This window comes from Paraburkholderia sp. FT54 (genome assembly GCF_031585635.1).
Taxonomy (GTDB): Bacteria; Pseudomonadota; Gammaproteobacteria; order Burkholderiales; family Burkholderiaceae; genus Paraburkholderia.
The window spans coordinates 304,077-322,642 of record NZ_CP134197.1 but is presented as its reverse complement, the minus strand read 5'-3'; the positions used below and the strand labels follow the sequence as shown (position 1 = coordinate 322,642).

Here is an 18,566-nt window from a genome sequence, read left to right as displayed (position 1 = left end):
TTCGGGGCGCCGGCGCCTGACACCGGTCTCGGGCCGTTCCTCGCGTGCTCCCGATACGAACCAGAGTCATCTGCCATGCCAGTCCGGGATCAAGCGATTGCCGCGCCTGCGCGCAAAGCCTACCTGCATAACCGAAAACTCGGCGTGACAACCGCGGCCATGACAACGTCGAGCTTCGATTCGATTGGATCGCCGGACCGAGTGTATGAGCGCGCGTCGCGGCCCGCCCGGCCGCTCGCGCAAAGGCCACGTGACGCCGGTCGGCGACGCCGCGCATGCGCTTGTGCCGCCTCACGGCCAGGGTGGCACCTGGCTTTGAGCAAGCCCGGCCCACTGTCTGGCGGTGCAGTGCCGTAAGCATGTCGAAATGCCCGCGTTAGGTCCGGCTCGATCCTGCATTTCTGCGACTGAGCGTTACGGCGCATGCCCTATTCGTATGACCTGAAAAGCTCTTATAAGGCAAAACTGGAACTGTTTTATGCCTCTATTCAATGGATCGCATTGCTGCGACCGGAAATACGATAGACATCAAGGAAGGGCGTCCACACCGGATCCCAGTCTGCGCGCGATGGGCTCAAGCTTGCCGGCCAATTGCCGTTAGACGGGGTTGGGGGGATGAGTCGGTCCTCCTTCGTAGCCAATCGGCGTAGCAAGCCTGTCATGCAGGCGTTACTTAACAAGGAGTCTTCTCATGCTGCGTTTTATCCGTTCCCTTTCGCGCGACGAGCGCGGCGTCAGCTCGCTGGAATATGCTGTTCTGGGCGGCATCATCGTCGCCGTGCTGGTCGCACTTGGCACGTTCCTGCAAGGTGCCGGTGGCTTTCAGTCCGTTTTCCAGACGCTGATCACAAAGGCAACCCAAGCAATGTAGTGGTCGTGATGCTCCGGCTCAGCACGAGCACGTGTGAGCCGGAGACCACCTTTCTCGGCACATTCGGAAAACGATGATAGCCCCCGGCGTAGTGAAAGCAGGTGCCTGCCTGACCCTCATCATGCTGGCAGGTTTCGATCTGCGCATGCGGCGTCTGCCCAATGCCGCCGTGGCCGCGTTTGTCGCCCTGTATTTCGTCAACGCCGCCATGACCGGTTTCGGCCGTGCGTCATGGGACATCCATCTGGCCGCGGGCGCGGCATCGCTTGCCGCGGCTGCATTGATGTTTCGATTGGGTTGGCTCGGCGGCGGCGATGCGAAGCTCGCCGCCGCGGTTTTTCTCTGGGCGGGGCCGCAATCCTGGCCGGTGCTGGTGGTCGTTTCGTTGTGCGGGTTGCTTGTTGCCCTCGCAGTGCTCGCAGTGGCCGGCATGCAGCGAATTCCCGCCCTCGCGGGCGTGAGCAGGCAGCTTGACTGGATTGCACCGGCGCGGGGCGTCCCGTATGGCGTCGCGCTCGCGTTGGGCGGCATCGTCGCAGTCTTGCTGCAGCCCACAGCCGGTCATTGCTCGACGCTCGCCATGTTTCGACTATTCGGTGAGTCCACCTAAGGTTATTGCTGCACGAGCCGTGCGCCGCTTGCCTGAATACAACGCCGCCCATATGCAAAACTTCATCAAGCTAGCCGCGCTCGTTGTCATCGCCGCAATGGGCGCATTCATCATCCGCGCGCTGTACATTTCGGCATCGAGCCCGCGTGTGGCGCACCAATCGTCGATGATGCACGTGCGCGCCGCAGCCGACGATCTGCCGGACGGACTGCTGTTGCGCGACGTAGACCTCGTTTGGAAAACGATGCCGCGCGAGCAGGTCCCGGCCGGCGCGCTCATCGAAGAACCCTCCAACGGCAGCGACGCAAAAGACCTCAAGGGCGATCTGCTGCGGCACGCGGTACGCGCGGGGACGCCGCTTGGCGTTGCCGACGTGATTTTGCCGAGCGCCCCCGGATTTCTTGCGGCCGCGCTCAAGCCTGGTATGCGCGCGATCTCCGTTGCCGTTGACGACGTGTCGGGCAATGCAGGGCTCATTCAGCCTGGCGACTATGTCGACATCCTGTTGACCCAGCAGATGCGGGCCGAAGCAGGCGCCCAGGTCGCCCCCGCGCGCGCGGTCGAATCGGAAACGGTCGCCGAGCGCGTGCGCGTGCTAGCGGTCGGTACAGCGTTTCGTCGGCCGAAGGATGACGACAGCGCCTCGAACACGAATGCCCCGAGCACGACCGCTCGCACCGTGACCATCGAAGTCACACCGGCGAGCGCCCAGACGATCACGGTGGCGGCTCACCTCGGCACGCTCTCGCTTGCGCTGCGCAGTTTTGCCACGCGTGACCGGCGCACGCCGGACGTCGAGGATGTCGCCATGACGCACACACCTCCCGTGTGGGCCGGCGATGTCTCGCGCGCATTGCGCGCAGTGAGCGCGCCGGCAGTGTCGCACTCGGCAAAAACACCGGCAGCGGCGCCGCATGTCGTCATCTACCGTGGCTCGAAGGTCGACCAGGCAGACGGCGAATTGCCCGGCAGCACGTCGACGGGCGCGCCGGGCGTGCCGCCGCTGCCCACCGGCACGCCGCCCGCCGCTCCCGCACACGCCGACGCGGCTCCCGCCATCTCCGCAGGATCATAGGACGACACATGTTCAGCATCACACACGGCAAGCTGTTTTCACGCTGCGCGCGGCTTTGCGCAGGCGGCCGTCCTGCCGTCACCGGCATTTGCGCCGCGCTGCTTGCCATTGTCACGCTCTGCGGCCTCGGTACGGGGGCGGCATGGGCGAGCGAGCCCGCCGATGTGCTGCCAGTTGCAGCAGGCAGTGGCACGTTGATCCAGCTGCCGCAGCCCGCCGTTGCCGTGTTCGTCGCCGACCCGAGCGTTGCCGATATCCATGTGCCGACACCCCGCTCGGTGTTCGTGCTCGGCAAGAAGTCCGGCACGACGACACTCTTTGCACTCGGACCGAACAATCGGGAAATTCTCCGCAAGACGATCAGTGTGTCGACGGATACGGCCTCGATTCAACGTCTCATCGACGCGCGCTTTCCCAAACTCGCGGTCACCGTGTCGGGTGCGCCCGGCTCATTGATGGTGACTGGCGCGGTGCCGAGCGCGGCGGATGCCGATGCCATTGTGCAAACGCTGCAACCGTATCTTCACGCCAACGAGCAACTCGTGAACCGCCTCTCGATCGCACACCCGATCCAGGTCCTGCTGCGCGTGCGCATCACCGAAGTGGATCGCAACATTACGCAGCAGCTCGGCATCAACTGGAATGCCATTGGCGCGAGCGGCAACTTCTTCGGTGGGCTGTTCAACGGGCGGGACATTTTCGACGCGACGACGAATCTGTTCAACCTGCCGGCCGGTGGTGCATTCTCGGTGGTGGGCGGCTTCAAGGCCGGCCGCACGTCGATCGAAGGCGTACTCGACGCGCTCGACCAGGAAGGCTTGCTGACGATGCTGGCCGAGCCGAACCTGACCGCGATGTCGGGTCAGACGGCGAGCTTCCTCGCAGGTGGTGAGCTGCCGATCCCCGTGCCCCAGAGCGGCACGACGAGCACGATCACGATCGAGTACAAACCCTACGGCGTCGCGCTGAACTTCACCCCGACCGTGCTCGCCGACAACCGTATCAGCCTCACCGTACGGCCTGAAGTCAGCCAGATCGATCCGAGCAATAGCATCACGCTGAACTCGATCGTGGTCCCGGCGCTGACCGTGCGCCGCATGGAAACCACCGTCGAGCTGTCAGGCGGGCAGAGCTTTGCAATCGGCGGACTCCTGCAGAGTTCGACGAGCGACGTGCTCTCCGAGCTTCCCGGCCTCGGCGGGTTGCCCATTCTCGGCAAGCTGTTCTCGTCGACGAAATACCAGAACAACAAGTCGGAGCTCGTCGTCATCGTGACACCGTATATCGTCGGACCGACGGGGCCGGGCCGGCTGCGCGGCGCGCTGGACGATGTCATCACCCCCAGCAGCGACATCGAATATGCCGTGCGCCAGTCGCTTTCGACCGACCCGCTTGCGGGCAATTCGCCCCGCCTCGTTGGCGCCGCGGGCTTCGTCTATTGATATGGAGACCACAATGAATCCTCGGCTCTCCCTCATTGCCACCATTCTCGCCGGTGTGGCGAGCGCCTGCCTCACGTCGTGCATGGCGGCGCGGCCGCCGCTCGGCATGCCCGATCCATCCGTGATCGGCTTTACGCCCGGGGACGGCGGACGCGCGACGCCGCCAGCGTGCGAAACGCTCACGCAGCACTCCGGCATGCGCGATGCGGGCCAGGCGCGGCCCGGTGTGGCGTTCGGCTGCGCGACCTACTCGAACCTGGCCGCGATGCTCGCGCGCCCAGCCGACCTCGCGGCGCCCATGCCCTACGCGGGCGCGGACGCACCGCTCGCCGCGAGCGCGGTACGGCGCTACCAGGAAGACCGGGCGAAACCGTTGAGCTCGGACTATTCGAGTTCTTCGTCATCTTCGTCGAACTCGACGACGGGCTCGTCGTCGGGATCTCGCTAACGGAGATTGCACACATGGGCGCTTTCGAATCGAACATCCTCAAACGCCGGGCACAACCGTCTGGCGCCGAGAAACTCATCGCCGTCGTCTCCGACGCGCAAAGCATCGAGGTCGTCAAGAGCGTCGTCGTCGATCAGGGCATCGCGACCTCGCACGTCACGCTCGGTTCGCTCGACGACGCGGTCGGGATCATGACTTCACTGAAGGAGTCGCCGCGCCACCTGATCGTCGATGTGACGGGATCGACGATGCCGATTTCCGATCTCACGCGGCTCGCCGAGGCCGTCGACCCTTCGGTTGCAGTCATCGTCGTTGGCGAGCGCAACGACGTCGGGCTCTATCGCAGCCTGCTGCATATCGGCGTGCAGGACTATCTCGTCAAGCCGCTCACCGCGGAACTCGTCCGGCGCGCGCTGACGGCCATCGACGACGGCACGTCGGCACGCACGGGCAAGGTGCTCTCGTTCGTTGGCGCGCGAGGCGGCGTCGGCGTCACGACAATCGCCACCGCACTTGCTTCTCATCTTGCCGACACGACGCGGCGCCGGATCGCTTATGTCGACCTCGACCCGTACGGCGGCGCGGCCGCGTCGATGCTCGGCGTCGCCGCCAACAACGGGCTTATTGAATTGCTGCAGAACCCGCAGCGACTCGACCAGCAATTAATCAATCAGGCTTTCGTTGCCCAGAGCGATCGTCTTCTCGTGCTTGCGGCGGAGCTCCCGTACAACCAGGAGTTCGCCTTGCGCACGGGCGCGCTGAGCGAGCTTGTCACGATGCTCAAGCATCACTTCCACTACATCATGCTCGATCTGCCTGGGCGCGCGGGCAGACTCGTCGAGGAAGCCCTCGATAGCAGCTCGACGGTCCACGTCGTCGCCGACTTCTCCGTGCATTCGGCGCGCGAAGCCGCGCGGCTTTGCCGTTTCGCACAGACCCTCGACGCCGCGCCCGCCATCACGGTGCTGCTCAACGAAGCACAGCAGCCTGTGCCCGGGCGCGTTCGCGAGGACGATTTCGTCAACGCGCTCGCACGCGGGTCCGTGCATTCGCTGCCCTACGAGCCGCAGAGTCTTGCCCTCGCCGAGAACCTCGGTGAAGCTGGAAGGCTTGCCCACGCACATCGCTCGCCGTTCGCATCGGCCATCGTGTCGCTGGCCGATGCGATCACGGGCAGCGACACGGCAGTGGCCCGCGAGCCATGGTATAAGCGCCTGTTGCCCACGCGGAAGGTGAGCTGATGTTCGGCCGGCGCACCCCCCTCTCGACCAGTCCGTCGTTCGCCGATCACGACGAGCCTCGGGAATCCGGGGCGGTCACCGGCTCCGCGGCAGCCGAGCCGGAAGCGAGCAAGCGCGAGACGCCGCTGGCCTCGTCGAGCGCTACACCCGCAGCAATGAGCCACTCAGCCGCGGACCGCAATGAAGCGCTGATCCGCTCCGAGACGTTCAGGGCAATTCGTTCGGCCGTCTTTGCGTCGATGAATATGTCGGCGGCGCTCATGATGTCACGCAGCGAGGTACGCACGGGCATCGAGCAGATCGCAGTCGAGACGACCACCCGCGAGCGTTTGTCGCTGACGCTGGCCGAGCAGACGCTCGTCGTCGACGAGATTCTCAACGACATGTTCGGCATCGGACCAATCGAGCCCTTGCTCGCGGACGAACGCGTCACCGATATTCTCGTGAACGGACCGGACCAGGTCTACGTCGAGCGCGGCGGCCGCCTTGAACTGACGGCGCTCAAGTTCCGCGACAACGCGCACGTCATCAACGTGGCGCAGCGCATCGCAGCGGCAATCGGGCGGCGCGTCGACGAAAGCAGCCCGATGGTCGATGCACGTCTTGCCGACGGCAGCCGCGTGAACGTCGTGCTGCCGCCGATCGCGCTGCGCGGCGCATCGATCTCGATCCGAAAGTTCGCCAAACGCAACATCACACTCGGCCGGATGGCGCAGCAAGGCAACATCTCCACGCAGATGGTGGACGTATTGCGCATCGCAACCGCGTCCCGCCTGAACGTCGTCATCTCCGGCGGCACGGGCTCCGGCAAGACAACACTGCTCAATGCGCTCTCCCGCTTTATCGACGAAACCGAGCGCGTCGTCACGATAGAGGATGCCGCTGAGCTGCAACTGCAACAGCCGCATGTCGTCAGCCTCGAGACGCGCTCCGAAAACAGCGAAGGCCTTGGCGGGATCTCTCAACGGGACCTCGTGCGCAACGCGCTGCGTATGCGCCCGGACCGGCTCATCCTCGGCGAGACGCGCGGCACGGAAGCATTCGACGTATTGCAGGCGATGAATACGGGCCACGACGGATCGATGACGACGGTCCACGCGAACACGCCGCGCGATGCGATCACGCGGCTCGAGAGCATGGTGATGATGGCCAACGGCAATTTGCCGCTGATGTCGATCCGGCGGCAGATTGCCAGCGCCGTCCATCTGATCGTGCAAATCGAACGCATGCGCGACGGCGTGCGGCGCGTGACTCATGTGACCGAGATCGCGGGCATGGAAGGCGACATCGTCATCACCCAGGATCTGTTCACGTTCCGCTACAACGGAACCGCTTACGAAGAGCAGGTACGCGGCATGTTCGAATGCTCGTCGCTGCGTCCGGTATTCGCCCAGCGCGCTGCCTACTATGGCCTCGAAGAGGCGCTGCTCACGGCGATGCAATCATGAGACCCGCGGACGTCATCGGCCTCGGCGCCTTCTTCGCCCTCATGGTCGGGGGGCTCATCGTGCACGCGTTGCGCGGCATCGCACGCCAGCAGGCGGGTACGCGCATCCGCGCACGTGTGGCCAGGGTGCGCGACGAAAGCAAGGCCGCCCTCGCCGAGCGCGACGCGAGTCTTCAGGAGCAACTGCTGCACCCCAAGCGCAGCCTCGCCGACCAGGACGCACTCTTCGCCGTCGTCTCGGCCTGGCATGAACGCGTACGCACCGTCAGCGGCCCGGGCGGTGTTCGCGCGATTTACGTCATCGCTTTCGCTGCCCTCATTGCATCGGTGATCGCCACTGCGTTCGTTCCTGTGGGGCTCGCGCTGCGCGTGCTCGCCTGCATCGCAATCCCCGTTCTCGTCGTGCGTTGGGCCTATCACTGGCAGATCGCGCGTTTCAGGAACCGCTTTCTCGCCGTTTTTCCCGATACGATCGACCTCATCATTCGCGCGGTGCGTGCCGGTATTCCCGTTGTGCAGGCGATCTGCGTCGCCGGGGTCGAAAGCGAGGAGCCGGTGCGCACGACATTTCGCACCATGGGCGATGCGCTGCTCGTGGGCGCCGACCTGAAGGAGGTGCTCGAACAGGCAGCGGTGCGCCTGCGACTCGCCGACTTCTCGTTCTTTTCGGTCTGCCTGGTCCTGCAACGCGAAACGGGCGGCAATCTCGGCGATACGCTCGAGAACCTCGCGGGCATAGTGCGCATGCGGCGCGATATCCGCGCAAAAAGCAAGGCGCTCACGGCGGAAGGGCGGCTCGCCAGCAAGATGATCGCAGTCGTTCCGTTCGCGCTCATGGGCTTTATCTATATCGCCAATCGGCCGTATCTCGACACGCTCACGCATACCCGGGCCGGACACAAGATTCTCGCCCTCGCCGCCGTGCTGCTCACGATCGGGCTGTGGTCGATCAACAAGATTTCGAACCTGGACACCTCGCGATGATGAACGCCGACTTCTGGCGCAATGCCGCCTTGCTCGTCCTGCTCGCAGGCTTCACGCTGTGGCTGGTCCTGCGCGACAGGAGCCACCGCGCGCGCATTGCCCAGCGCACACGGCAAAGCGTGGCCCGCGTGGGCGTCGACAACAGCGCGATGGCCGACGCCGCGAAGCGCATGCCGCAGCGCTTCGCCAAACGGATCGCCGCGCTCGGCGAACGGCTGCCTGTCGTGCAGGCCGAAGACCGCGCCAAAGTGGCCATGCGTCTTGCCAGCGCGGGATTTCGCGACCGGCGTGCGATCGCCGTCATATCGGGGCTCAAGATTGTCGTGGGAGCCTGTCTCGCGCTGGGCGCCATCGTCCTCGGCGGGCATCTGCCCAAGGTCGGCCAGTACTTTACGATTCGCGCGCTGCTGATGGCGGGCGCGTTCGTCATCGGCATGATGTTGCCGGAATATGCGCTCGCATTCTTCATCCGGCATCGTCGCAAGGCGATCGCCGCAGCGCTGCCCGACGCACTCGACCTGCTCGTGGTCTGCACCAACGCAGGCAATAGTCTCGTCGTTGCCATCAAGCGCGTGGCGCGCGAGCTGCGCGTTATCTGCCCGCCGCTTGCCGATGAGTTCACCGTGACCGCGGACGAACTCAGTATCGGCAGCGACACGGCGCGGGCACTCAGCGCGATGTCGGCTCGGGTGGGCCTGCCCACGATGCGCGCACTGGTGACCACACTGGTGCAGTCGCAAAAGTACGGCACGCCGATCACTCAATCGCTGCGCACCCTGTCGCGTACCGAACGGGCCATGCAGATGGTCGCGCTCGAGGAAAAGGCCGCGAAGCTCGCACCGAAGATGACGCTGCCGATGATGATCTTCATCATGCCGACCGTCTCGCTCATTGCGGCGGGGCCGGCCGTCATTCGACTCATCGCCGTATTTCGCGGCCATTGAGCGCTGCAAGGTTTCTGGAGCTTAGATTGAACTCATCTCATCCGTTGCTCGCGCGCAAGACCTTCGCCGCGCTCCTGGCACCGCTGGCCGCTGCGCTGCTCGCCACCGGATGCGCAAGCAATCACTTCGTGACGCCACAGCCTGCCGCCGCCACCCATCTGCCCGATGCGCAGGCCGACATGCATGTCGCCGAAAGCGCCCTCGCGGCCGGCGACACGCCGCTTGCCCTGTCGCTTTTCGAAAAAGTGCTGAAGACCGACCCGCAATCGAAAGCTGCGCAGCTCGGCCTCGGCGATGCGATGTATCAGAGTGGCGATCTCTCGCGCGCGGGCGTCCTCTATGGGCAGGTTGCGGCCGTAGCGCCGGACGATGCGCGCGCCGTGCTCGGGCTCGCACGCGTCGCTCTGCGCCAGCGACGGCTCGACGAGGCGGAGAAGCGCTACCGCGAACTCACCGCAGCCCACCCGGACCAGGCGGTAGCGGCCGAGGGGCTTGGCGCCACGCTGGATCTCGAGGGTAAGCACGCGCAAGCGCAGGCGGTCTATCGCGCAGCCTTGCAGCGTCACCCCGAGGTCGCGGGGCTCAAGGCCAATCTCGGCTTGTCGCTCATTCTGGCCGGCGATGTGCGCGCAGGCGCCAATGTGCTGCTCGATATCGCCGGCTTGCCTGACGCGCCGCCGCAGGCTCGCGAAAACCTCGCGTTGGCGTATGGGATGCTCGGCAACAGCGAGGCGGCGAGGCGCATCCTGGTGACCGACATGCCGGCCGAATCTGCGGACGACAATCTGCGCTTCTACCGGCAACTGCGCGAGCGTCTCGGCACCGCGAGGCGTGACGCGGGCGACGCGGGTGTTGCCGGTGTTGCAGGCGGGGGGGAAACACGGCCGGTGTCGGCAGCAAGTGCCGCTGCTCGCGGAGTGCTCCAATGAAGCGGCACGGGTGCCCCGGCTCCGGTGCCCGCGTTCGCGCGCGCGGCAGCGTTTCGCTCGAGTTCGTGCTGGTAACGCCGTTCCTGCTGATGGTGCTCTTCGGCATCGTTGACGTGAGCATGGTGCTGTGCGACAAGGCCGTGATCACGAATGCCGCGGGGGAAGCGGCGCGCCAGGGCGTCGTGCTGCGCGTGCCGTCCTATACGCAAACCCAGATCCAGAATGTTGCGCTTGCCTATACGAAGAACAGTCTGGTGACAAGCGGCACGGCCACGTCCCCCACCGTGAGCGTGACCCCGACGGGCGGCTGCGCATCGGCCGGCAGCAGCAATCCGCTGCAGGTGAATATCAGCTATACCTACAACGGTGTTGTGCTCGGCTCGGCATTCAGTGCGATAACGGGGCCTATTACGGTGAAGGCGGTCGCGGTGAAAAACTGTGAATAAACGAGTGCGTTCCCACCAAGCCGCGGCAGCGACGCTGTGCCGGCCGCCCGTGCGCCACGACGAGCGCCTGCGCCCGTGCGTGCGTGCGAGATCGCAAGAGCGCGGTTCGGTAACGCTATGGTTCCTGTTGACGTTCACGGCGTTGCTGATCATCGGGGCTTTTGCGATCGATCTGCCGCGTGTCTTCACGGTCAGCGGCGAATTGCAAAACGGCGCCGATGCGGCGGCGCTCGCCGGCGCCGGAGCGCTCTCACAAGGCAGCACCAGCGGACCGAACTGGGCGGGGGCGGCCTCGTCCGCAACGGCGGCCGTTGCGTTGAATACGTCGGACGGCGCCAAGCTGACGAGCGGATCGGTCACGGCCGGATATTGGGACGTCGCCGCGTCGTCGCCCACGCTGCTCGCGCCGGGCAAGGTCACGCTGCCGGCGCCGGCGGGCCAATTGCTGGAACCCGCGGTACGGGTGACGATCTCCCGCAATACCACGAGCAACGGCGGCCTCGTGCACCTGCTGCTCGGCTCGCTGCTCGGCATGCCGACGACGGCCGACAGCGCAACAGCCGTGGCGGTTATCGCGCCGCCTTCCGCGGTGCCTGCCGGAGCGCTATTTCCCATGGTCATGGATCAATGCGTGTACAACCAATATTGGGACTCGACGAAGAATGCGCCCAAGGTCGACGCGGCAGGCCAGCCTTACGAGTTCCAGGTCGGCAACGGCCAGGAATATGGCGCTTCCTGCGAGGCGGGGCAGTGGACATCGTTTCTCGTGGTCGCCAACGACACGCCGACGGTCGTCAATTTGATCGACAACGGGAATCCGACCTCACTGTCGATCGGGGACAGCATCTACATTGAGCCGGGCGTCAAGGCGGCTGTCTACAAGAGCATTCCCACGGCAACGACCGTCCTCATGCCAGTCAGCACGCAAATCGAGAACAAGACACTCGTCCCGATCATCGCATTCGCCGCTTTTCACATCGACAGTGCGGACCAGGGCAGCAAGTACATCCAGGGGCACTTCGTAGCCGGCTACACGATGCCGACCCAGGGAACAGGCGTCTCGACGATGAACTATGGCGGGTATGTCGCGCCGCGTCTCGCGTTCTGAGCGGATTTTCGTTCACTACTGTGGTCGGCAAATAACCTGCGGATTACCAACGATTCAGGGCGCAAAGTCGGATGTCGGTTCCATACCGCCATCGCGAACACGTTGAGCCCGATGACCCTCCAGGAAACGCCAGCGCCCGCGGCCAGTTGGTTGACGTTGTGACGCGAAGGAAGGCGCGCTCCGATCCGGATGTAGCTCACGCCCCTGCGACTGAAGATATGGAGTAGAAGCCGGGGAATCGAGCGATTCGCCTGGAAGTGTTCGGCGGCGCGGCTGAAATAGCGCTGGAACGTGGGAATGAGAAACGCACCTACAATACTTGCCACTGTGGCGGTCAGCAGGAAAAGCCTAAAGTCGCCAAGCAGCCCAGGGTCGCCGCGTCGCCGGGAGGGACCCGTGCTTCGGCGGCGAGCAGTACGGCCTTGACCTCGTCATACAGGCCACTATGGCCCAGCGCGTCGCGCTTCCCGCTGTGGATCAGCGCGATCCGTTCAAACGGTGACGGACGTTCCGGCAACCAGTGCGTGTCGCTGATGTTCCGTCTCCAGCAGCAGTTGCCGCGAGAGCCTTTCGTAACGGGCGTGAATGGCGGCCACCGCGGCCGCGTGATCGGTCCGTGCGCTTTCGATCGTCGCGTTGGCGGACATCAGTGCCGCGCGCAATTCCGCGGAGGCCGCCTCGACTCTGCGTACGCACTCAGCGAACGCGTACTTTCGGACCCTTTCTTGCCTTTCAATTAATTTCCTCGAATGTCATTACGGTGCTCAAAAGCTGGCGTATCTGGGGCTGCCCGTGCGGATCAGGTGCTATGTCAAAAGCTATGTGCTTTCGCGTACGAAAAGGCAGTTGCCGGAATGACTGATTTTTCTGAGAACCCACGCAAGCATGGGACGCGATCACACGCTATTGCGATGACGGCCGGCTCGAAATCGACAACCTACAGCTGCCGTACTTATGGTGAGACGTGAAGGTGCTATGGCCGACGTCCCGACGCTGGCCTCCGCCAGTCGAATGACCGCTTGCTGGGCGGAACCGCCGACTGAATGTCTGGCGACGCAATGGAAGCAAAGTCTCCTTTTGGCCGATCCCGGAAATTCATGGTCCGATGACGCGTGGTCTACCCACGCTGTAGGCGAACTTCCGTAGATCCTATGTAGCGTGAGAGTCGCCAAGGCCCGAGTCGTAAGATTGACGGGTCAAGGCTTGCTCAATGGAGGGCATTATGGACAAAAATCACGTTACTGGATCCGACGCTGGCGAAGCTATTCTCGCCGTGTCGCTCGAACTGTCCGCCGCCAAGTGGAAGGTCGCGCTTCACGACGGACTTAGAGAGCAGCCGGCGGTCCACACGGTCAGCGCACCGCAGCCAAACGTGCGACTCCAGGCCGTTCTCGATCTGATCGCGCAGCAAAAGCATAAGTGGTCGCTGCCCTCGCAGGTACGCGTAGTCGTCAGCTATGAAGCCGGGCAGGACGGATTCTGGATCCATCGCGCGCTGTGCTCTCGCGGCATCGATTGTTATATGGTCGATGCCGCGAGCATTCCTGTGGAGCGCCACAAACGGCGCGCAAAGACGGACCGGTTAGATGTCATTAGACTCGTCACCAACCTGCGGGCATGGCTTCATGGCGAGCGCGACCGCATGCGCGTGGTGCGTGTGCCCTCTGTCCAGGATGAAGCCTCGCGTCATCTGATTCGCGATCGCGGACAGTTGCAGAAAGAAGTGCTGCAACACCCCAACCGCATGCGCAAACTGCTCGTCACGCTCGGTTGCTGGGATAACGTCAACCACCGCTCGTTCGCCGGACTACTTAGACGCGGTGAGCTCGCCTGTTACGACGGCACACCACTGCCGGACGAGTTGCGCGAACGGCTAGTGCGCGAATGCGCGCGCCTCGAGCTCGCGGAACAGCAACTCGCTGCGATTGAGCGCACGCTCCAGGAACGTCTGCCTGCCCCCGTGCGTGAGCGGATCACTTACCTCAGTCGGCTCAAGGGTGTCGGCAACATTGGAGCAACACGCCTCGTGCTTGAACTGTTTTGGCGCCAGTTCAACAACCGTCGCCAGCTTGGTGCATGCGTGGGACTCGTGCCGCAGCCATACGACAGCGGTCAAAGCCGTGTCGATCAAGGCATCAGCAAACAGGGAAACCGACGCGTACGAAGCCAGCTTGTCGAGATGGCCTGGTGCTGGCTGCGATACCAGCCCGACAGTGCGCTGGCGCGGTGGTTCGACGAGCGCACGCGAGGCACCGGCCCGAATCGCCGCGCGCGTCGCATCGCGATCGTTGCGGTCGCCCGGCGCCTCGCGATTGCATTGTGGCGTTTCCTGAAAGACGGAATCATTCCCGACGGCGCCCAGTTCAAGCCGGCATGAAACCACGCCCAGATAGCTCGACGTTCTGAAGGTTAGAGTGTGATGTGCCCGTAGGGTCGGCGGGTTGCTCAACGCAACTGATCCTTAGATGGGGCGCATCTCCCGGATCGCACTGTCCGGCGCAACGCGCATAAGGGATGTGGCCGGTACAACACCGGCGGATAGAAGTTGGTGAGACGTTGGATCTCACGTGCGCAGGAGACGGCTCTAACCCGACATTACGAATATGGATCGTGCCAGCCCATACTCGAGGAGCCCCTTATGATCTGAACATCAGCACAAAGCTGACCAGCACTTGACAACTCACTGCTCATAGAAGCCGACCCGGAACAGCCAATTGGACTTGAACCGCCAGTGTCTGCTTGACCACGACCATGAGACGTTCTCGCGCCACGCTGCACCGCGTGCACCGATCCATAACGCGTTCAAATGAAGTGTGCCCTCTATCATCCTCACGGCGATGCCGATGATTCCCAGCACGAAACCGTGGCTGAACTGTCTGCCTGTACCCTTGAATGCCACTCGCAAGTGGAAGCCGCGAGGCGGAACGTCCTCCAACAATTTCTGTTTGTTCACGGGGGCCGCTATTCGTCAGCTTCGGTCCCGCTCGAAGGCACATAAGGCCGCAGCCAGGAATGTGAATCCAGCAACTCGTGTAGCGATTGCCGCACTGCGATGGCGATGTCCCTCGACAGGGTGAGAAACTCCCCGCGTCGTCCTGCGAGGAAGATTGAGCGCGTGGAATTGCCTCTTTCGACAGGAATGAGATCGATTGCGTCGACGAACCGCGTACCGGTCTGGAGCAGACAAGTCGGCGTTGTAATGGCCCACCCCAAGCCCTGTGCCACCAGCAGGGTCATGGTATCTGCGTGATCGACCTCGAGCTTCCTCGGCGCTTCGATACCGTTATATCGCAGGATTCGTTCTATCCGGATCCCAAGCGTGGAAGTCCGGCTGAAGCGGATAAACGGCACCGCAGCCGCGAGCGCCTGCAGCGTTGGCGGCGGGTCTTTGCGGCTCGCATCGCGACGGACAATGGCGACAAAGCTCTCCTCATAGAGCAGTTGGTGCTCAAACGCAGGTTGATCGACGAACGAATTCGTGGAAATGATCAGATCGAGCTCGCGTCCGAGCAACGCTTCTTCCTGCACTGTGGCCATTCCGATCTGCACCGACAGTGCGCTCGTACGGGCCAACAACTGTCTGATAAGCGTGGGCCCGATGGTATTGGCCACCGAATCGATCATGCCGATTCGTAAATACGAACCCTCGCTCTTCGATACTTCCGTCGCTTGCGCCTTCATCTGCCGGGCAAGGGCGAGGAGTGGCTCCGCATTCTGGCTGATATAGAGTCCCGCTGGCGTCAACGACAGCGGCCGACGCGCGCGGTCGATCAACACCAGCCCGAGCGACTGTTCAAGCTGCGCAGTGGTCTGTGAAACAGCGGACTGGCTGATGCCCAGCGCCCCAGCCGCTGCGGACATGCTGCCCAGCGATGCAACCGTCAGGAACACGTCGAGCTGATAGAGATCGACCGGGCGGTCGGGCTGCCTGCTCACTTGCATCTCGCCGCAGTGGCGCCCATTTGAGACATGCACGAGGACCGCAAGAAAATGGCGTTTCGAAACGTGAGCATAAGAATTCCTTATTCGGCGGCTAGAGCGCGCCGCGCGGTCCGCGCGAACCTAGAATTGCGAAGATTATTTTACACATGCGATTGCAAGGAGACCGATAACCATGAATATATCGACAAGGACGCGCTTCGAGAGTCTGGCCGACGCGCCCCCAACGACCGTCGCGTTCGAGAACGCTCCACTGACGCCGTTTCACCTGCGCGTGACGTTCGCCGGCACAGGCGGTCAATTCAGCGACGGTTTCGTGCTTGGCATCATCGGCATTGCTCTTGCTATCGCTACGCCACAACTGCATTTGAACGCGGTGTGGCTCGGCATCCTCGGGGCGGCGTCACTGGCGGGCCTATTCGCAGGAAGCCTGTTCGCGGGCTCGTTCGTCGATCGTTTCGGACGCCGTGCGCTGTTCAATTACGACATGGCGCTTTTTGCTGTCATCTCCGTCGCCCAGTTCTGGGTCACCAGCCCGACGCAGCTTTTGATCCTGCGCCTGCTGCTCGGCATAACGCTAGGGTTCGACTATGTGGTCAGCAAGGCATTGGTGGTCGAATACTCGCCAATGCGCCTGCGCGGACGGCTGCTGAGTTGGCTCGCCATCGCCTGGGCGTTGGGATACGCATGCGCCTATGTGGTCGGCTACCTGCTCAAAGACCATGGTCCCGATATCTGGCGCGTCATGCTGCTTTCGAGCGCGGTGCCTGCAGCGGTCGTGTTTCTGTTTCGCGTCCGCATACCGGAATCCCCGCTGTGGCTGCAACGCAAAGGTCGCACCGCCGAAGCGATGGCGATCATCCGCGACAACATCGGCCCCAATATCGTGTTGAACCGTCCCGCAGGGGCCGCGCAAGCGGGCTCCTCCGGCTCGGCGATCACAAAAGTGTTCTCGGGCCAATGGCGCACGCGGCTCTTCATTGCCTGCTTCTTCTACATGTGTCTCGTGATCCCGTACTTTTCGCTTGGTACGTTCTCGCCGATGGTGTTCGCCTCACTGCACATCCAGGACAAGTTTCTCGCGGGTTTGATTTATAACGTGTTCCTGCTGCTCGGCACCGTCGCGGGCGCGCTCGTTGTAGACCGGATCAGCCGGCGTGCGTTCCTGCTAGGGGGATTCTTTCTGTCCGCGATCGTGCTTGCGTGTCTGTCATTCGGCTCACACCTGCCGGGCACGGCCGTGGTAGCGCTGTTCGCGGTATTCGCACTCGTGCTAAGCGGCACCAACAACCTCTGCTTTCTCTACCCGCAGGAGTTGTTCACGACCGAGCTTCGCGCCACTGCGCTGGGTTTCGCCGTTGCCGCAAGTCGAATCGGATCCGCAGTGACGACCTTTCTGTTTCCGAGCATCGTTGCGATCTACGGGGGCCAGGCCGCTGTCTATCTTTGTGTCGTCGTGCTGGCGGTGGGGGGCGTGATTTGCGCGATCTGGGCACCGGAGACACGTCACGCATCGCTTGAGAGTTGACCCAGCAATTTCCAGGAGCCGCAAGACAATGGAACATCAACGCATTGAAGTCGACGCGCTCGGCGAATGCAAACTCCCGATGGATGCGCTGTACGGCATTCATTCACTACGTGGACAGGCCAACTTTCCCTACAGCGGCGAAACGCTGGCGCATTACCCCGCATTCGTCAAATGGCTCGCCCGCACGAAAATGGTGATCGCGCGAGTCAACGCGCAGCACGGCAAATTGAGCGGCGCGCAGCGCGACGCCATCGTTGCGGCGTGTGTCGAACTCGCGGAGGGACAGCATGCCGCCGCGCTGATCGTTGATCCGCTCGAAGGCTCGTGCGGTACGTCGATCAACATGAACATCAATGAAGTCCTGACCAATCGTGCGCTACAACTGATGGGGCATCGGCCTGGCGAATACGCGCTGCTGCATCCCCTCGATCACGTCAACTACGCACAGTCCACCAGCGATGTGCTGCTCACCGCAGCCAAGCTGGCCCTGCTCGAGGAACTCAGGCTGCTGAGCGCCGCCGTCGGTCAACTGGCGGCTTCGCTGCGTGACAAGGCGCGCCAGTTCGACGGCATCTTGCGCATCGGTCGGACCTGTCTGCAGGACGCGTTGCCGATGCGGCTCGGCCAGGCGGTGGGCGGCTATGCCTCGCTCGCTCAACGAATGGCCGTGGCGCTCAATGCGCACGTTCCGGCGTTAAGTACGATCGCGCTTGGCGCCACGGCGGTCGGCACTGGGCTCGGAACGTACCGCGGCTATCGACAGACCGTGACCACGGCCTTGGCTGAACTCGCGGGACAGCCGCTGACGCCTGCTCCGGATCTGTTCGACGCGGTCCAGAACATGGACGAATTCGCCTCATTGTCGTCTACCGTGAAAACAGCCATGCTTGCGCTCGCCAAGGTGGCGAACGATCTGGTACTGCTCAGTTCTGGCCCGCGCGGCGGTATCGGCGAAATTCGGCTGACACCACAGCAGGCGGGCTCCTCAATGATGCCGGGTAAGGTGAATCCGGTCCACGCAATGGGCCTTACGCAGATCGCGTACTTCGTGGCCGGCGCGGACCAGAGTGTCATGCTTGCTGCCGCCAACGGGCAGCTGGAGACGAACAACTATATGCCGCTCATCGCCGTGTGCCTGTTCAAAGCTCTGGGTGCAGCCCGGCGAAGCGTATCGATGTTCGATGAGCACTGTGTGCGACCCATGATTGCCGATCCGGACGTGAGCGAACGCAACCTGCTCAGATCGACCGCGATCGCGCCCGCGTTAAAGGAAGAGATCGGCTATGAACATACTGCGGCACTCGTCGCAAAAGCCGTCGAGTCCGGTAGACCGCTGATCGAGATCGTCGAGGCCGAAGGTGTAATGGGCAGGGAGCGTATGCTTGGATTGTTGCACCAAAGTAGCAAACACCCTGATCCGCTTTCCGACTAGGCAGATGGGCTGCGCGCGGGGCACTTGACGAGGCACCTCGTCGGCAGTCAGGTGCGGCCCGAACGAAGGTCTTGAACCCGGTTTCGCGGCGCGGATGTCGCCTCGGCCTCGCGTAACTGTTG

The 18,566-nt window shown here is 63.3% G+C and carries 18 protein-coding genes and 1 pseudogene; 15 read left to right on the top strand and 4 right to left on the bottom strand.

Features of this window, described 5'->3' with window-relative positions; translation table 11 throughout:
* Positions 1 to 691 precede the first annotated feature (691 nt).
* From RI103_RS34280 to RI103_RS34225, 12 genes are all read left to right on the top strand, one after another.
* Positions 692 to 871, top strand: a complete 180-nt coding sequence (locus RI103_RS34280) for a Flp family type IVb pilin (protein ID WP_132380690.1) — start codon at positions 692 to 694, stop codon at positions 869 to 871.
* A gap of 73 nt (positions 872 to 944) precedes the next feature.
* On the top strand, positions 945 to 1,481 hold the full coding sequence (locus RI103_RS34275) for a prepilin peptidase (RefSeq protein WP_310819225.1): 537 nt from the start codon (positions 945 to 947) through the stop codon (positions 1,479 to 1,481).
* 52 nt (positions 1,482 to 1,533) lie between these two features.
* Positions 1,534 to 2,556 carry a Flp pilus assembly protein CpaB gene (gene cpaB / locus RI103_RS34270; protein ID WP_310819224.1) on the top strand — a complete coding sequence of 341 codons (1,023 nt, stop codon included), beginning with the start codon at positions 1,534 to 1,536 and terminating at the stop codon, positions 2,554 to 2,556.
* Between the two features lie 8 nt (positions 2,557 to 2,564).
* Complete coding sequence (locus tag RI103_RS34265) at positions 2,565 to 3,998, top strand: type II and III secretion system protein family protein (protein ID WP_310819223.1); 1,434 nt, start codon at positions 2,565 to 2,567, stop codon at positions 3,996 to 3,998.
* Positions 3,999 to 4,011: 13 nt separating this feature from the next.
* Positions 4,012 to 4,446: a CpaD family pilus assembly lipoprotein gene (locus tag RI103_RS34260; RefSeq protein WP_409077058.1), complete on the top strand. Its 435-nt coding sequence runs from the start codon at positions 4,012 to 4,014 to the stop codon at positions 4,444 to 4,446.
* A gap of 14 nt (positions 4,447 to 4,460) precedes the next feature.
* Positions 4,461 to 5,687, top strand: a complete 1,227-nt coding sequence (locus RI103_RS34255; protein ID WP_310819222.1) for an AAA family ATPase — start codon at positions 4,461 to 4,463, stop codon at positions 5,685 to 5,687.
* Positions 5,687 to 7,135 carry a CpaF family protein gene (locus RI103_RS34250; protein ID WP_310819221.1) on the top strand — a complete coding sequence of 483 codons (1,449 nt, stop codon included), beginning with the start codon at positions 5,687 to 5,689 and terminating at the stop codon, positions 7,133 to 7,135. Before RI103_RS34255 ends, RI103_RS34250 begins: the two co-directional genes overlap by 1 nt.
* The gene (locus tag RI103_RS34245; RefSeq protein ID WP_310819220.1) at positions 7,132 to 8,118 is read left to right on the top strand and encodes a type II secretion system F family protein; all 987 of its coding nucleotides are present in this window, start codon (positions 7,132 to 7,134) and stop codon (positions 8,116 to 8,118) included. Before RI103_RS34250 ends, RI103_RS34245 begins: the two co-directional genes overlap by 4 nt.
* Positions 8,115 to 9,062, top strand: a complete 948-nt coding sequence (locus RI103_RS34240) for a type II secretion system F family protein (protein WP_310819219.1) — start codon at positions 8,115 to 8,117, stop codon at positions 9,060 to 9,062. The genes RI103_RS34245 and RI103_RS34240 overlap by 4 nt, the downstream gene beginning before the upstream one ends.
* Before the next feature lie 26 nt (positions 9,063 to 9,088).
* Positions 9,089 to 9,991: a tetratricopeptide repeat protein gene (locus RI103_RS34235; RefSeq protein ID WP_310819218.1), complete on the top strand. Its 903-nt coding sequence runs from the start codon at positions 9,089 to 9,091 to the stop codon at positions 9,989 to 9,991.
* A complete protein-coding gene (locus RI103_RS34230; RefSeq protein ID WP_310819217.1) occupies positions 9,988 to 10,437 on the top strand; it encodes a TadE/TadG family type IV pilus assembly protein in 450 nt (149 codons plus the stop codon). The genes RI103_RS34235 and RI103_RS34230 overlap by 4 nt, the downstream gene beginning before the upstream one ends.
* A 67-nt stretch (positions 10,438 to 10,504) precedes the next feature.
* A complete protein-coding gene (locus RI103_RS34225) occupies positions 10,505 to 11,545 on the top strand; it encodes a TadG family pilus assembly protein (protein WP_310819368.1) in 1,041 nt (346 codons plus the stop codon).
* Between the two features lie 80 nt (positions 11,546 to 11,625).
* On the opposite strand, the pseudogene RI103_RS34220 reads toward RI103_RS34225, so the two are convergent.
* Together RI103_RS34220 and RI103_RS34215 are read right to left on the bottom strand one after the other, a co-directional pair.
* Positions 11,626 to 11,934: pseudogene (locus tag RI103_RS34220) on the bottom strand (lipid II flippase family protein); the annotation flags it as partial.
* A 102-nt stretch (positions 11,935 to 12,036) separates the two neighbouring features.
* A complete protein-coding gene (locus RI103_RS34215) occupies positions 12,037 to 12,192 on the bottom strand; it encodes a hypothetical protein (protein ID WP_310819216.1) in 156 nt (51 codons plus the stop codon).
* A gap of 575 nt (positions 12,193 to 12,767) precedes the next feature.
* On the opposite strand from RI103_RS34215, the gene RI103_RS34210 reads away from it, so the two are divergent.
* Positions 12,768 to 13,922, top strand: coding sequence for an IS110 family transposase (locus RI103_RS34210; protein ID WP_310819215.1), 1,155 nt, complete (start codon positions 12,768 to 12,770; stop codon positions 13,920 to 13,922).
* 303 nt (positions 13,923 to 14,225) lie between these two features.
* On the opposite strand, the gene RI103_RS34205 is transcribed toward RI103_RS34210, so the two are convergent.
* Together RI103_RS34205 and RI103_RS34200 are read right to left on the bottom strand one after the other, a co-directional pair.
* Positions 14,226 to 14,498, bottom strand: a complete 273-nt coding sequence (locus tag RI103_RS34205; protein WP_310819214.1) for a hypothetical protein — start codon at positions 14,496 to 14,498, stop codon at positions 14,226 to 14,228.
* An 8-nt stretch (positions 14,499 to 14,506) separates the two neighbouring features.
* A complete protein-coding gene (locus tag RI103_RS34200; RefSeq protein WP_310819213.1) occupies positions 14,507 to 15,481 on the bottom strand; it encodes a LysR family transcriptional regulator in 975 nt (324 codons plus the stop codon).
* Between the two features lie 178 nt (positions 15,482 to 15,659).
* Between RI103_RS34200 and RI103_RS34195 the strand changes: the two genes are divergently transcribed.
* Positions 15,660 to 17,012 carry an MFS transporter gene (locus RI103_RS34195; protein ID WP_310819212.1) on the top strand — a complete coding sequence of 451 codons (1,353 nt, stop codon included), beginning with the start codon at positions 15,660 to 15,662 and terminating at the stop codon, positions 17,010 to 17,012.
* A gap of 28 nt (positions 17,013 to 17,040) precedes the next feature.
* The gene (locus RI103_RS34190; RefSeq protein WP_310819211.1) at positions 17,041 to 18,444 is read left to right on the top strand and encodes a lyase family protein; all 1,404 of its coding nucleotides are present in this window, start codon (positions 17,041 to 17,043) and stop codon (positions 18,442 to 18,444) included.
* Positions 18,445 to 18,566: the final 122 nt, after the last annotated feature.